This is a genomic window from Bradyrhizobium elkanii USDA 76, assembly GCF_023278185.1.
GTDB classification, from domain to species: domain Bacteria; phylum Pseudomonadota; class Alphaproteobacteria; order Rhizobiales; family Xanthobacteraceae; genus Bradyrhizobium; species Bradyrhizobium elkanii.
Genome location: NZ_CP066356.1, coordinates 7990314 through 8004502, shown reverse-complemented (window position 1 = coordinate 8004502; position 14189 = coordinate 7990314). Strand labels below are relative to the sequence as shown.

10 protein-coding genes are annotated in these 14189 nt (G+C 66.4%); 4 read left to right on the top strand and 6 right to left on the bottom strand.

From position 1 onward, the window contains the following. Positions 1-145: 145 nt before the first annotated feature. A complete protein-coding gene (gene gltB / locus JEY66_RS37865) occupies positions 146-4897 on the bottom strand; it encodes a glutamate synthase large subunit (RefSeq protein ID WP_018269709.1) in 4752 nt (1583 codons plus the stop codon). A gap of 470 nt (positions 4898-5367) precedes the next feature. On the opposite strand from gltB, the gene JEY66_RS37860 reads away from it, so the two are divergent. Further along, positions 5368-6174, top strand: a complete 807-nt coding sequence (locus JEY66_RS37860; RefSeq protein ID WP_018269710.1) for a hypothetical protein — start codon at positions 5368-5370, stop codon at positions 6172-6174. Positions 6175-6303: 129 nt separating this feature from the next. Here JEY66_RS37860 and JEY66_RS37855 read toward each other — a convergent pair whose 3' ends face one another. Then, positions 6304-6780 carry an Hsp20 family protein gene (locus JEY66_RS37855; RefSeq protein WP_016844027.1) on the bottom strand — a complete coding sequence of 159 codons (477 nt, stop codon included), beginning with the start codon at positions 6778-6780 and terminating at the stop codon, positions 6304-6306. A gap of 221 nt (positions 6781-7001) precedes the next feature. Here JEY66_RS37855 and JEY66_RS37850 point away from each other — a divergent pair, with 221 nt between their 5' ends. Beyond that, complete coding sequence (locus JEY66_RS37850) at positions 7002-7949, top strand: alpha/beta fold hydrolase (protein ID WP_016844028.1); 948 nt, start codon at positions 7002-7004, stop codon at positions 7947-7949. Positions 7950-8012: 63 nt separating this feature from the next. Here JEY66_RS37850 and JEY66_RS37845 read toward each other — a convergent pair whose 3' ends face one another. Both JEY66_RS37845 and JEY66_RS37840 read right to left on the bottom strand, forming a co-directional pair. Next, positions 8013-8672: a hypothetical protein gene (locus JEY66_RS37845; protein ID WP_016844029.1), complete on the bottom strand. Its 660-nt coding sequence runs from the start codon at positions 8670-8672 to the stop codon at positions 8013-8015. 60 nt (positions 8673-8732) lie between these two features. Further along, positions 8733-10532 carry an adenylate/guanylate cyclase domain-containing protein gene (locus JEY66_RS37840; RefSeq protein WP_018269711.1) on the bottom strand — a complete coding sequence of 600 codons (1800 nt, stop codon included), beginning with the start codon at positions 10530-10532 and terminating at the stop codon, positions 8733-8735. A 238-nt stretch (positions 10533-10770) separates the two neighbouring features. Here JEY66_RS37840 and JEY66_RS37835 point away from each other — a divergent pair, with 238 nt between their 5' ends. Then, entirely contained in the window at positions 10771-11406 is a 636-nt protein-coding gene (locus JEY66_RS37835; RefSeq protein ID WP_016844030.1) for a LysE family translocator, read from the top strand. A gap of 29 nt (positions 11407-11435) precedes the next feature. On the opposite strand, the gene JEY66_RS37830 is transcribed toward JEY66_RS37835, so the two are convergent. Beyond that, positions 11436-12188, bottom strand: a complete 753-nt coding sequence (locus JEY66_RS37830; protein WP_016844031.1) for a sulfite exporter TauE/SafE family protein — start codon at positions 12186-12188, stop codon at positions 11436-11438. 92 nt (positions 12189-12280) lie between these two features. On the opposite strand from JEY66_RS37830, the gene JEY66_RS37825 reads away from it, so the two are divergent. Further along, on the top strand, positions 12281-13174 hold the full coding sequence (locus JEY66_RS37825; RefSeq protein WP_018269712.1) for a LysR family transcriptional regulator: 894 nt from the start codon (positions 12281-12283) through the stop codon (positions 13172-13174). Between the two features lie 8 nt (positions 13175-13182). Here the strand turns inward: JEY66_RS37825 and JEY66_RS37820 are convergent, their stop codons facing one another. Beyond that, positions 13183-14160, bottom strand: coding sequence for a tripartite tricarboxylate transporter substrate binding protein (locus JEY66_RS37820; RefSeq protein ID WP_016844034.1), 978 nt, complete (start codon positions 14158-14160; stop codon positions 13183-13185). Positions 14161-14189 lie beyond the last annotated feature (29 nt).

Sequence of the window (14189 nt, the reverse complement as noted above, 5' to 3'; positions counted from 1 at the left end):
CCTGCATCATGTGTTCGTCTGTTCTGTTTGACCCTCATCCTGAGGAGCGGCGCGTGCGCCGCGTCTCGAAGGATGGAGGCCCGTGTGGCGGCCTCATGGTTCGAGACGGCGCTGCGCGCCTCCTCACCATGAGGGTCTTTCAGGCTTACGCGCCGATCGCGATCTTCGGCTCGGCGTCGGCGTTCGCCTTCATTTCCTTCAGCGCGCGGCGATACTCCACCGGCATCACCTTGCGGAATTTCGGCAGCCAGGTCTTCCAGTCGGCGAGGATCTCCGCCGCCTTCTTCGAACCCGTCAGCTTGGCGTGACGCGTGATCAGGACGTGCAGCCGCTCCACATCGGAGTCGAGCAGGTTCTGGAACACGTCGACCCGGCCATGCGCCTCGAGATCGCCGGAGTGGTGATAGGTGTCGGCGTTGATCATCTCCTCCGACAGCACGGGCTCGAGCTCGACCATCGAAAGGTTGCAGAGCTTGTCGAAGTCGCCGGCCTCGTCCAGCACATAGGCGATGCCGCCGGACATGCCGGCCGCGAAGTTGCGTCCGGTCTTGCCGAGCACCACGACGATGCCACCGGTCATGTATTCGCAGCAATGATCGCCGGCGCCTTCGACGACCGCGACTGCACCCGAGTTGCGCACCGCGAAGCGCTCGCCGGCGATGCCGCGGAAGTAGCACTCGCCCGCGATCGCACCGTACATCACGGTGTTGCCGACGATGATCGACTCTTCCGGCACGATGCCGGAGATCTTCGGCGGCTTGACGATGATGCAGCCGCCCGAGAGGCCCTTGCCGACATAGTCGTTGCCTTCACCCTCGAGCTCGAAGGTGACGCCCTTGGCGAGCCAGGCGCCGAACGCCTGTCCCGCCGTGCCCTTCAGGCCGACATGGATGGTGTCGAGCGGAAGGCCGGCATGGCCGTAGATCTTGGCCACCGCGCCCGACAGCATCGCGCCGGCGGAACGGTCGGTGTTGTTGATCTCTTCCTCGATCCTGACCGGGGCGCCGCGATCGAGCGCGGCCTGCGCCTTCCCGATCAGGCGGCGGTCGAGCACGGCTTCCAGATGGTGGTTCTGGCTTTCCGAGTGATAGATCGTCTGGCCCTTCTCCTCCTTCTGCCGCACGAACAGCCTGGAGAAATCGAGGCCCTTGGCCTTCCAGTGCGAGACCAGCGCGGTCTGGTCCAGCATCTGGACCTGGCCGACCATCTCGTCGAACGTCTTGAAGCCGAGCTGCGCCATGATCTCGCGGACTTCCTCGGCGACGAAGAAGAAGTAGTTGATGACGTGCTCGGGCTGGCCGGTGAAGCGCTTGCGCAGCACCGGATCCTGGGTCGCGACGCCGACCGGGCAGGTGTTGAGGTGGCACTTGCGCATCATGATGCAGCCCGCCGCGATCAGCGGGGCGGTGGCGAAGCCGAACTCGTCGGCCCCGAGCAGCGCGCCGATCACGACGTCACGGCCGGTGCGGAAGCCGCCGTCGACCTGGACCGCGATGCGGCTGCGCAGCTGCTGGCGCACCAGCGTCTGATGGGTCTCGGCAAGACCGATCTCCCACGGCGAGCCGGCATGCTTGATCGAGGTCAGCGGCGAGGCACCGGTGCCGCCCTCGAAGCCCGCGATGGTGACATGGTCGGCGCGCGCCTTGGCAACGCCGGCGGCAACCGTGCCGACGCCGACTTCCGACACCAGCTTCACCGAGACCTGACCGTCCGGATTGACGTTCTTGAGGTCGTAGATCAGCTGGGCGAGGTCTTCGATCGAGTAGATGTCGTGGTGCGGCGGCGGCGAGATCAGGCCGACGCCCGGCGTCGAATGCCGAACGCGGGCGATCGTCGCGTCGACCTTGTGGCCGGGCAGCTGGCCGCCTTCGCCGGGCTTGGCACCCTGCGCCATCTTGATCTGCATCATGTCGGAGTTGACGAGGTATTCCGTCGTCACGCCGAACCGGCCCGAGGCGACCTGCTTGATCGCCGAGCGCATGCTGTCGCCGTTCGGCAGCGGCTTGAAGCGGTCGGACTCCTCGCCGCCTTCGCCGGTGTTCGACTTGCCGCCGATCCGGTTCATCGCGATCGCGAGCGTGGTGTGCGCCTCGCGCGAGATCGATCCGAACGACATCGCGCCGGTCGAGAACCGCTTGACGATGTCCTTGGCCGGCTCGACGTCCTCGAGCTTGACCGGCTTGCGCTTGTCGTCCTCGGCGCTCTTGATCCGGAACAGGCCGCGCAGCGTCAAGAGACGCTCGGACTGCTCGTTGAGGATCTTGGCGAACGCCCGGTAGCGCTCCTGCGAATTGCCGCGCACGGCATGCTGCAGCGTCGAGACCGATTCCGCGGTCCAGGCATGGTCCTCGCCGCGGGTGCGGTAGGCATATTCGCCGCCGACATCGAGCGCGCTCTTGTAGATCTGGCCGTCGCCGAACGCGTCGGTGTGGCGCCGCACGGTCTCCTCGGCGATCTCGCCGAGACCGACGCCCTCGATCCTTGTGTGGGTGCCGGCGAAATACTTGGCGACGAAGTCCGCCTTCAGGCCGACCGCGTCGAAGATCTGCGCGCCGCAATAGGACTGGTAGGTCGAGATGCCCATCTTGGACATCACCTTGAGCAGGCCCTTGCCGATCGACTTGATGTAGCGCTTGACGATCTCGTAGTCGTCGAGCGCGCCAGGCAGCCGGTCCTTCATCGCGAGGATGGTTTCGAACGCGAGATAGGGGTTGATCGCTTCGGCGCCGTAGCCGGCGAGGCAGGCGAAGTGATGCACCTCGCGCGGCTCACCGGATTCCACGACGAGACCGACCGAGGTGCGCAGGCCGGTGCGGATCAGGTGATGATGCACGGCGGCGCAGGCCAGCAGCGACGGGATCGGAATCCGGTCGGTGCCGGTCATGCGGTCCGACAGGATGATGATGTTGATGCCCTCGCGCACCGCGCCCTCGGCGCGCGCGCAGAGCTCGTCGAGCACCTGCTCCATGCCCGCCGCGCCGAAGCCAGCGTGGAAGGTGGTGTCGAGCGTGCGCGACTTGAAGTGGGTCTCGGCGACGTCGGAGATCGAGCGGATCTTTTCCAGATCCGCGTCGGTCAGGATCGGCTGCCGCACCTCGAGGCGCTTGGTCGAGGCGACGCCCTGCAGGTCGAACAGGTTCGGCCGCGGCCCGATGATCGAGACGAGGCTCATGACGATTTCCTCGCGGATCGGATCGATCGGCGGGTTCGTCACCTGCGCGAAGTTCTGCTTGAAGTAGGTGAACAGCTGCTTCGGCTTGTCCGACAGCGCCGAGATCGGCGTGTCGTTGCCCATCGAGCCCGCGGCTTCCTCGCCGGTGGCGGCCATCGGCGTCATCAGGATCGCGATGTCTTCCTGGCTGTAGCCGAACGCCTGCTGGCGATCGAGCAGCGGCAGGTTGGAGCGCACGCCCTTGGCGGGCGCATCCGGCAGCTCCTCGAGCTGGATCTGGGTGCGATGCAGCCAGTCGCTGTAAGGATGGCTCTTGGCGAGGTCGGCCTTGATCTCGTCGTCGGGAATCAGGCGGCCCTGCTCGAGGTCGACGAGCAGCATCTTGCCGGGCTGCAGCCGCCACTTGGTGACGATCTGGTCCTCCGGAATCTTCAGCACGCCCATTTCGGACGCCATCACGATGCGGTCGTCCTTGGTGACGAGGTAGCGCGCCGGGCGCAGGCCGTTGCGATCGAGCGTGGCGCCGATCTTGCGGCCGTCGGTGAAGGCGATCGCGGCCGGGCCGTCCCACGGCTCCATCAGTGCGGCATGATATTCATAGAAGGCGCGGCGCTGCTCATCCATCAGGGGATTGCCGGCCCACGCTTCCGGAATCATCATCATCACGGCGTGGGGCAGCGAGTAGCCGCCCTGCACCAGGAATTCGAGCGCGTTGTCGAAGCAGGCGGTGTCGCTCTGGCCTTCATAGGAGATCGGCCAGAGGCGGCTGATGTCCTTGCCGTAGAGCTCCGAATGCACGGAAGCCTGCCGCGCCGCCATCCAGTTGACGTTGCCGCGCAGCGTGTTGATCTCGCCGTTATGGGCGATCATCCGGTAGGGATGCGCCAGCGACCAGGTCGGGAAGGTGTTGGTCGAGAAGCGTTGATGCACCAGCGCCAGCGCGCTGTCGAAGTCGGCCTCGTGCAGGTCGGGATAGTACTTGCCGAGCTGGTCGGCGAGGAACATGCCCTTGTAGATCACGGTGCGGCACGACAGCGAGCACGGATAATAGCCCGCCATGCCGCGGTCGCGGCGCTGATAGATCGCCTGCGAGATCGACTTGCGCAGGATGTAGAGGTGGCGCTCGAAATCGTCCTCGGTCTTGGCCGCACCGTTGCGGCCGATGAAGACCTGCATGTGGTAGGGCTCGGTCGGCTTCACGGTGACGCCGAGCGAGGAATTATCACTGGGCACATCGCGCCAGCCGAGCAGCTTGAAGCCCTCGTTCTTGATCTCGTCGGCGATGATGCTCTTGATCACGTTCCGCCACGCGGCGTCGCGCGGCATGAACAGCGCGCCGATGGCGTATTCGCCGGGCTGCGGCAGCTTGAAGCCGAGCTCCGCGGTCTTGCGCGCGAAGAAGGCGTGCGGAATCTGCACCAGGATGCCGGCGCCGTCACCGGCGCGCGGGTCGGCGCCGACGGCGCCGCGATGCTCGAGGTTGCACAGGATGTTCAGCGCATCGGAGACGATCTGGTGCGACTTCTGGCCCTTGATGTTGGCGATGAAGCCGACGCCGCAGGAATCCTTTTCCAGGCTCGGATCAAACAGGCCTTCGGCTTGCGGGCGCCAAGTATGCAGTTCGGGCGTGTGCAACTCACGCGCGGGCTCAGCGGCTTTCGAGTCCGCGGTCGCCGACAGCGTTCCTGCCACGATGTTTTCGCGCTCGAATTCCGACCCGCTCATGTGTCCTCTCCCTTTCGTAAGGGCTCCACCGTATTTGGCGCACCTTGAACGTTGCGGCACCCACCGGGCCACCGCTCGTCCGCCGCGAGCCGCATTTTCCTAAATTCAGACGACGGGCGTTTCAACGTCCCCTGAGGGACGGCCCTGCCTGCAGCATTCTCGGAGCTCGGGGCGCCGAGGTCTCGTTGCAATCCCTATGCCGGGATGGCCTCGAAATTGAGACAGCTTTACTGTCCTAACTTAGACCTTGCCAAATTTTTGTCTATCACACAAGCGCGAGGAAGTCCTCGCCCGCATGCTCGGATCGAACGGCTCGGCGGGCATGTGGCGCCCCCGATTCGAAGCAAACACGCCGTGATCTGGCCCAAGGAGCGACCAAGGACTGCCGAATTTGAAACTGAAGTTTTGCCCCGGGCAAGCCGGCAAGAGAGCGGAAACGCTCCAGGGCGGGGCAGACAGGAGTTACGGCGATGAAGTTGTTCACAGGTTCGGTTGCTGCCGCCGCCCTCGCGCTCAGCGCAGCCGCGGCCGAGGCCCAGCTGGCGACGTCCGCCCGGATCGGCAGCCCGCTTCTGGTCAGGGTATCCGACATGGACGGGCCCTATGCCGCCATGCCCGAGGTTCCTCCGCCGCCGCGCTTTGGCCGGGTCCCGAGCCTGTTGCCGCCGGTCGAGGTCTATACCGTGCTCCGCGAGAACGGCTATCTGCCGCTTGGCGCGCCCCGGCAGCGCGGGTTCGTCTACACGATCTCGGTGATCGACCAGGGCGGCGACGACGGCCGGCTGGTGATCGATGCCCGCGACGGCCACATCATCCGCTTCACGCCGGCCTCCCGACTCGGCGACAATTATGAAGAGGAAATGAGCGCGACCGACGGTCCGGTCGGACCGATGCCGCGGCCGATTCAGGCCCGGGTGCCGCGCCCGCCACTCCCGATCCCGCATGTCGCCAGCCGCGTGCCGGTGCCCAAACGCAGCCCGCTCTCGGCCAAGGCGCAGGCTCCGGCCCCGGCCGCCCAGGCTCCGGCGGCGCAGGCTCCCGCTCCGGCGGCTCAGGCCGCCGCGCCGCAGCCGGCCACCCCGGAGCCCGCCCAGGCAGCCGCACCCACGCCGGCCGAGCAGGCCGCAGCTGCCCCGAAGCCGGCCGAGGCCCAGGCTGCGCCGCAAGTCGTCCAGCAAGCCGAGGCTCCGACCGTCGGTCAGGGCGCTCCGCCGCCGGCGCCTGCGCCCGCGATCCTGCCGACCCAGGCAATGCCCAAGGTGCAGGGATTGGAGTGACCCGCATCGCTGTGTAGCCCGGATTGCGCTTCGCTCCATCCGGGCTACCAAGACCACGCGCAACAAGAACGCCCGGTTTCCCGGGGCGTTTTCGCAATCAGCCAATATCTGCTGACGCGGGGTTGTTGCTTAGGCGGCGACCTTGCCGGCCGAGCCGTCAACGACCTGCGGGGCCTTCTCGCCGCCGCCGATCGGAATGCTGCGGGGCTTCTTGGCCTCGGGAATCTCGCGGACGAGATCGACGTGGAGCAGACCGTTCTCGAGCGAAGCGGTCTTCACCTGCACGAAGTCGGCAAGCTGGAAGACGCGCTCGAAGGCGCGGGAGGCGATGCCGCGATAGAGCACTTCGGAGCCGTTGCCGGAGTTCTCGTTGGCGGTTTTCTCGCCCTTGATCGTCAGCGTGTTCTCCTTCGCGACGATCGAAAGCTCGGCCTGCGAGAAGCCGGAGACCGCAACGCTGATCCGGTAAGCATTCTCGCCGGTGCGCTCGATGTTGTAGGGGGGGTAGCCGGGGCTGCCGTCCGAGGTCACCTGATCGAGCAGGTTGAAGAGGCGGTCGAAGCCGACGGTGGAACGATAGAACGGAGTGAGGTCGTAGCTACGCATAGGAATAGTCCTCCATTGAGCGACTGTTTCAGTTACCCGCCCGCCATCGGGCCGGGCTTAGATGTGTGCAGCCTGATGTTTCGGTTCCGAAGCACTGGTAGCGGCCTGCACGGAGGTGATATGGGAGGGGTCACGTCGCGTTCAAGAGGCGGAAACCGCGTCGCATTTTTTGGCGCCGGCGTCCTTGATCTCCACCCTGTCTCACCACTCCGGTCCCCTTCATGACGCTCGTCTCGATTCCCGCCAACCCGGTTCCGGACGACGTTGTCAGTGGCACCATCAAGACACCAGACGGGGCCGAGCTGCGCTTTGCGCGCTGGGCGCCGCCGCCCGGCCGCAAGGGCACGGTCTGCGTGTTCGGCGGGCGCGGCGAGATGATCGAAAAATATTTCGAGACCGTGCGCGATCTGCGCGACCGCGGCTTTGCGGTGGCGATGATCGACTGGCGCGGGCAGGGCCACTCGTCGCGGCGGCTGCGCGATCCCCGCAAGGGCTATGTGCGCGACTTCGCCGACTACGAGGTCGATGTCGAGACCTTCGTGCAGCAGGTGGTGCTGCCGGATTGCCCGCCGCCTTATTTCGCGCTGGCGCATTCGATGGGCGGCGCGGTGATGCTGCGCCTCGCGCATGCCGGCAAGCGCTGGTTCGACCGCATGGTGCTGTCGGCGCCGATGATCGACCTGCCGCGCCGCCGCGTGTCGTTCTTCCCGAGCGCGCTGCTTCGGATCATGCGGCTGGCCGGGCAGGGCGGCCGCTACGTTCCCGGCGGCAGCGACGAACTGGTCGGCCTCGCGCCGTTCATCGGCAATCCCGTGACCAGCGATCCGGTGCGCCACGCCCGCAACGCGGCGATCCTGGAGGAAGATCCGACGCTCGGCATCGCGGCGCCGACGATCGCCTGGGCCGACACCGCGTTCACCGCGATGCGCACCTTCCGCGGCATGTCGTATCCGTCCGAAATCCGCCAGCCGATCCTGATGCTGGCGGCGAGCAATGACGAGGTGGTGTCGACGGCCGCGATCGAGGAGTTCGCCTATCACTTGCGCGCCGGCTCGCATCTCGTGATCGCCGGCTCCAAGCACGAGATCCTGCAGGAGCAGGACCGCTACCGCGGCCAGTTCTGGGCGGCGTTCGATGCGTTCGTGCCGGGCACGCCGCTGTTCAAGTGAGGCATGGCGTTTTCGCGCGAAGTGGATCCCGGTTCGCGTGAAGAAAACGCATCAAGGAAAAATCTAGCGCTGTAGCAGCGCGACGATGCGGTCCGGAAAGCGCTTGTCCACGAACAGCGTCCTGACCTCGGCGACGCTGAGATAGCGGTCCTTGCCTTCGCCCTTGCCCATGATGTCGAGCAGCACCGGCCACTCGCCGAGCATCAGGAGCGGATAGTAGCAGTGCAGGATGCCGTAGGACTGCGGATGCTCGTCCCTGGCGCGCTGGAAATTCGCCGCCATGAAGGTCTTGATCTCGGCGGCCGACAGCCCGCGTTCGACGCTGCCGTCGGGGGCCTTGTAATCCTTGCCGAAGGTCGCGAGCCGCGCAATCTCGTCCTCATGGACCACCGCGTGCTGGTCGAGGATGCGCGAGCCGGCGCCGTGCTTGTCGAGCGGGCCGTTGCGCAACGCGTCGAGAATGGCGCCCTGGAACAGGCTGCGCAGCTGGCTGAAAGGACCGAGGCCGTTGGCGATCTGCGCCACCATGAAGATCTTCGCTCGCGCGGTGAGCCCCTCGAACCCGGTCTTGCCGGTTGCGCGCCCGATGGTGCCGGTCAGTTCAGGCAGCGGCACGATATGGCCGCCGACATAGTTGCCGGCGACGAGCGCCCGCAGGAACGGGCAGGGATTGTCAGGAGAAATCTGCGGGGCGGGCGCCGCGCGTGCAGCCGTATCGGACATCAAACCACATCCTGAAAAGCGTCAGCCTAAAAAGCATCCATTACCGGTGGATGAATTCGCTCAGGAGTCGACGGCGAATTTCGATGTGGACGCAACCAGAGCGAGTTTGCCGAACGGCAGGCCGGCTTTCAAGAGGCCGTCGCGGTAATGCGCGATGTCGGCCGGGTTCTTCCAGTGGAAATTGCGCAAGTGACGCTCGACCGTCAGCTCGGGATGGTTGGCGAGCAGGGCCTCGGCCGCCTGCGCCGCCTCGTCGGCGCGGCCGAGCTGGGCGAGCGCTGCGGTGCGCACCGCAAGGCACTGCAGATGGTTCGGGTTCAGGTACAGTCCCTCGCGCGACCACGACAACGACGCGTCATATTGCCCGAGCAGATAATGGCTGAACGCGTTCAGCGCCGCCCATTGGTAGCGCGGGTCGCTGTTGCCGCGCTGGACCGCCGTCGAGAACAGATCGACCGCCTTGCGATGATCGCCGATCACCATGTGGCAGATTCCCAGCACGCCGCGCGCGCCCATGTCGTAGGGGTTGAGCTCGATCGCCCGCTTGATGGCGTCCATCGCGGCTTCGTAATGGCCCTGCATCGCATGCAGATAGGCCAGCAGCGAAAACGCGAACGAGGAGCGCGGGTCGAGCCGCACGCTGCTCTCGGCCAGGCTGACCGACGAGGCCCACAATTCGCGCGTGCTCGGAATCCAGCCGAACTGGATGCTCTGGATCTGGATCAGCGCCAGATAGGCGCGCGCGATCGACAGCGCGGGGTCGAGCTCGATCGCCTCCTTGAACAGCGCGATCGCGGTTTCGCAATCGTCCTTGGTCTGGTGGTAGTAGTGCGACAGCCCCTTCAGGAAGCGATCCCACGCCGTCAGTTCGGCGTTCGGCGAGCGTGCCGGCGCCGAGGCCTCGGCGCGGTAGATCTCCTGGGCGACGGCGGCGGAGAGGTTGGCGGTGATCTCGTCCTGCATCGCGAACAGGTCGCCCATGTCGCGGTCGTAGCGGCCGGTCCACAGCTGCTCGCCCTTCTCGGGCGCGATCAGTTCGGCGGAGACGCGGATCTTGTTGCCGGCGCGCCGTACCGAACCCTGGATCAGATAGGTTGCGTCGATCTCGCGCGCGATCAGCCGCGTCGAGACGTTCTTGCCCTTGTAGGCGAAGGTCGAGTTGCGGCTCAGCACGCGATAGAAGGATTGCAGCGACAGCGCGTGGATCAGGTCCTCGGTCAAGCCGTCCGAGAAATATTCGTCGGCGCCGCCGCTCAGATTGTCGAATGGCAGCACGCCGACGATCGCGGTCCGGTATTGCCCAGGCAGATGCGGGCCGTCTTCCGGAACCTGCTCCTGGGCATCGGATCCGGCCGGCGCCCAGGTCCAGACATTGACCGGCTCGGCGATGTTCTTGAAGCGGTGCGGGCCGGCGTCGACGAGGGTGACGGCAAGCCGCCGTCCCGCTTCGGTGCGGGCCTTGTCCGACACCGCGATGCCGCCGGGCGTTGCGACCGTCTCGAGACGGACGGCGATGTTGACGTCGTCGCCGAACACCTCGTCCTCGTCGGCCATGACGTCGCCCATGTGGACGCCCATCCGGAAGTGCATGGCGCGGTCGGCCGGCAGATGTTCGTTGCGCTCGGCCATCAGCGTCTGCATCGCGACGGCGGCCTCGATCGCGCCGATGATGCTCGGAAATTCCAGTAGGAAGCCGTCGCCGGTGTTTTTGACGATTCGGCCGCCGTGGTTGAGGATGATCGGGTAAATCGCGCTGCGGTGCGCCTTGAACGAGGCATGCGTCCCCGCCTCGTCGGCCCCCATCATGCGGGAATAGCCGGCGATGTCAGCGCAAAGAATGGCAGCGAGCCGTCTTTCCATGTCTCCTGTGCCCTGGAATGGCCACTTAGCCGAGGTGACCGAATCCGATACTTACAAGACAGGCCGGGTCCGGCGGAAGCCCGGTTTGCAGGCACCTATAATGCATAGTAGCAGGAATTGGCACGCGACCAACGGATGGTACAGTCGTTTCTCTACTGAATTCGTGTGTCGCCGGGATGGCGCCGGCTGGCGGATCATCCTTTCCGGGCGGTTACTTGCATAGGTTAATCTCACGGACATGCTGGGAATTCACGAGCTTTGGCTGTTCGTCCTGTCCGGGCTGCTGCTCAACGTCACACCGGGGCCGGATACCGCCTATATCATCGGGCGCACGATTCAGCTCGGATGGCGCGGCGGCGCCGCTGCGGCGATCGGAATCAGCTGCGGTTGCCTGGTCCATGTGCTGGGTGCGGCGATCGGGCTGTCGGCGCTGCTGATGGCCTCGTCGGCCGCGTTCCTGGCCGTCAAGCTGGTCGGCGCGGCCTATCTGGTGCTGACCGGTCTGCAGATGCTGCTGGCGCGCGCCAGGCCGGTCGCCGACATCACCGGGCAGGGCGGCGAGACCTCGATTTCGCGCGTGTTCTGGCAGGGGGCGCTGACCAATATCCTCAACCCCAAGGTGGCGCTGTTCTTCCTGGCGTTCTTGCCGCAATTCGTGGCGGCCGATTCGCCGCACAAGACGCTCGCCTTCCTGGTGCTCGGGCTGATCTTCATCACCGGCGGCACGCTCTGGTGCCTTGGTCTTGCGGCCTTCGCGGCGCGGGCTGCCGGCCGCATCAGGCAATCGGCCGGCGTGATCGCCTGGATCAACCGCTCGCTCGGCGCGCTGTTCATCTATCTCGGCGTCCGCGTCGCGACGCTGGAGGCGCGCTAGCTGCGCCTTGGCGCTCTGGCTGTGCCGCTCTAGCCGTGGATCTTGAGCAGCGCGCTGCCGGCGAGATAGATGCCGAGCAGGATCATCGAGATCAGGAACCAGCGGCGGAACACCTCGGGCTGCATCCGTGTGCGCACCGCCTGGCCAATGAACATGCCGATGAACGACGCCGCCATCGCGACCGCGCCCGGCAGCGCGGTGGTCGCCGTCAGCAGGCCCGAGGCCGTGAGGTTGAAGGCGAGCGCGACGGTCGCGGTGGTGAAGAACACGCCGAGCGCCTGCACCAGTTCGTCCTTCTCCATTCCGATCGCCTGCATGAACGGCATCGAGGGGATGACCTGAACGCCGGTCGCCGCCGAGATCAGCCCGGTGATGATGCCGACGATGCCGCCGATCCATTTCTCGTCGCGCCGCGCGACCTTGAAGCTTAACCGGCTCAAGCCGACGATCGCGTAGATCACCAGCAGCACGCCCAGCACCACGGTGCCATAGGCCGCGTAAGGCCCGGTCAGCAGCCCGGCATTGATCCAGATCCCGGCCACGGTGCCGAGCATCAGCGGCCACAGCCGCTTGATGATGTCGCGCAGATAGGGGCCGACGAAGGTCTGCCAGATATTGGTGACGATCGCCGGCACGATCACGATCGCGATCGCCTGGCCCGGCGCCATCGTGGTTGCGAGCAGCCCCATCGCGACTGTCGGCAGGCCGAGGCCGAGCGTGCCCTTGACGAAGCCGGCGAGCAGGAAGGCGAAGGCGATGAAGATCAGGAGATGGTCGACCATGGCGGCACATTGACCGATCGATGCGAACGGCACAATCTGGAGGTTACGGAGTTAGCCTTCGGACGACCCGAAGGTATGGGGCGGGAAACGTCATGCGGTTCGACCTGACCGATTTGCAATTGTTCATCGCGGTTTCCGATGCGCGCAGCATCACCCAGGGCGCGGCGCGCGCGAACCTTGCGCTGGCTTCCGCCAGCGAGCGGATCAAGGGCCTCGAGGAGGCGCTCGGCGTCGCACTGCTCAAGCGCGGCCGCCGCGGCGTCGAACTGACGGCGGCGGGCGAGAGCCTGCTCGGCCACGCCCGCATCGTGATCCACAATGTCGAGGCGCTGCAAAGCGATCTCGCCGCCTATGCCAGCGGCGTGCGCGCCAACGTGCTGCTGCTCGCCAACACCTCGGGCCTGTCGGAGCATCTGCCGCGCGCGCTCGCGGCCTTCCTGCACGAGCATCCCGATATCAGCGTCGACGTCGAGGAGCGCGAGAGCACCGATATCGCGACCGCGATCGCCAGCGGCGCCGCCGATCTCGGCTTCGCCGCGGAACACGCGCTGCCCGACAGCGTCGAGCGCTTTCTGTTCAGCGAGGACCGCCTGATGCTGGTGGCGTCGCGGCGCAGCGATCTCGGCGGCCGCCGCCAGATCGACTTCCAGGAAGTGGTCGGCCGCGATTTCGTCGGGCTCACGGCAACGTCTGCGCTGCAGGTTCATATCTCGCGGCACGCCGCAAAGCTCGGTGCGCGGCTGCGCTTCCGCGCCCGCCTGCGCGGCTTCGACGCGATCTGCCAGATGGTCGCCGCCGATGTCGGCATCGCCGTGATCCCGGAGACCGCGGCGCGGCGCTGCGCGGCGTCGATGCCGATCACGACGATAAGGATCCGCGACGCCTGGGCCAACCGCCGGCTGACGATCTGCGCGCGCAGCTTCAAGGCGCTGCCGCGGGCGGCCAAGCAGCTCGTGGACTATCTGCGCGCCGAAGCGCAGCGCTGACGGCAGGCTCATTTCGTCGTCACCACGCCGGCGTCCTGGATCACCTTCGCCCACTTCCTGATGTCGGCGGCGATGAAGTCGCGGAAATGCTCCGGTGTGTCGCCGGCGAGCGTCAGGCCTTGCTCGGCGAGCTTTTGCTTGACCATCGGATCGGCCATCGCCGCGGTGGTGAGCTGGTTCAGCCTGGCGACGATCGCCGGCGGGGTTCCGGCCGGCGCGACCATGCCGTACCAGTTCTCGATGATCAGGTCGGGCATGCCGGTTTCCGCCGTGGTCGGCACATCGGGCGCGGTCGGCGCGCGTTCGCGCCCGCCGAGCGCGATCGGCCGCAGCGCGCCCGCCTTGATCTGCGGCAGGATCACCGGCAGGTCGAGGAAGGTCATCTGCACCTGCTGGCCCAACAGGTCGTTCACCGCCGGCGCGGCACCGCGATAGGGCACGTGCACGATGTCGACCTTCGCCGTCAGCTTGAACAATTCGCAGGCGAGATGCGGCAGGCTGCCGGGGCCGGAGGAGGCGAAGTTGAGCTTGCCCGGCTGCGCTTTGGCGAGCGCGACCAGTTCGTTCATGTTCTTTGCCGGCACGTTGGCGGCGACCACCAGCATCTCCGGCACCGTCGCGACCAGTGTCACCGGCGCGAGGTCCTGCAGCGTGTCGTAGGCGACCTTCTCCATGCTGGGGCTGATCGCCAGCGCGCCCGCGCTCGCGATCGCCACCGTGTAGCCGTCGGGCGCCGCCTTCGCGACTGCGTCGGTGCCGAGCACGCCGCCCTGGCCGGCGCGGTTGTCGACGATGACGGGTTGCCTTGCGAGCTCCGAGATCTTCTGCCCGATCACCCGTGCGATGATGTCGTTCGGCCCGCCGGGCGGGAACGGCACGATCAGCCGGACCGGCTTGGTCGGGAAATCCTGGGCCGAAGCCGTGACGGGCGCGAGAAGCAGGAGAAGGGCCGCCAACAGCCTGCCGCACATCGTCATCTCGCCCATCCCTGACTTTTCTGGTTGCGGTCAGGATG

What these genes read in the sequence shown, in the direction of transcription:
- JEY66_RS37845 (WP_016844029.1), bottom strand. Translation starts at nt 8,672, where the DNA reads ATGTCCGATACGGCTGCACGCGCGGCGCCCGCCCCGCAGATTTCTCCT.
- JEY66_RS37825 (WP_018269712.1), top strand. Translation starts at nt 12,281, where the DNA reads ATGCGGTTCGACCTGACCGATTTGCAATTGTTCATCGCGGTTTCCGAT.
- JEY66_RS37830 (WP_016844031.1), bottom strand. Translation starts at nt 12,188, where the DNA reads ATGGTCGACCATCTCCTGATCTTCATCGCCTTCGCCTTCCTGCTCGCC.
- JEY66_RS37860 (WP_018269710.1), top strand. Translation starts at nt 5,368, where the DNA reads ATGAAGTTGTTCACAGGTTCGGTTGCTGCCGCCGCCCTCGCGCTCAGC.
- JEY66_RS37835 (WP_016844030.1), top strand. Translation starts at nt 10,771, where the DNA reads ATGCTGGGAATTCACGAGCTTTGGCTGTTCGTCCTGTCCGGGCTGCTG.
- JEY66_RS37855 (WP_016844027.1), bottom strand. Translation starts at nt 6,780, where the DNA reads ATGCGTAGCTACGACCTCACTCCGTTCTATCGTTCCACCGTCGGCTTC.
- gltB (WP_018269709.1), bottom strand. Translation starts at nt 4,897, where the DNA reads ATGAGCGGGTCGGAATTCGAGCGCGAAAACATCGTGGCAGGAACGCTG.
- JEY66_RS37820 (WP_016844034.1), bottom strand. Translation starts at nt 14,160, where the DNA reads ATGGGCGAGATGACGATGTGCGGCAGGCTGTTGGCGGCCCTTCTCCTG.
- JEY66_RS37840 (WP_018269711.1), bottom strand. Translation starts at nt 10,532, where the DNA reads ATGGAAAGACGGCTCGCTGCCATTCTTTGCGCTGACATCGCCGGCTAT.
- JEY66_RS37850 (WP_016844028.1), top strand. Translation starts at nt 7,002, where the DNA reads ATGACGCTCGTCTCGATTCCCGCCAACCCGGTTCCGGACGACGTTGTC.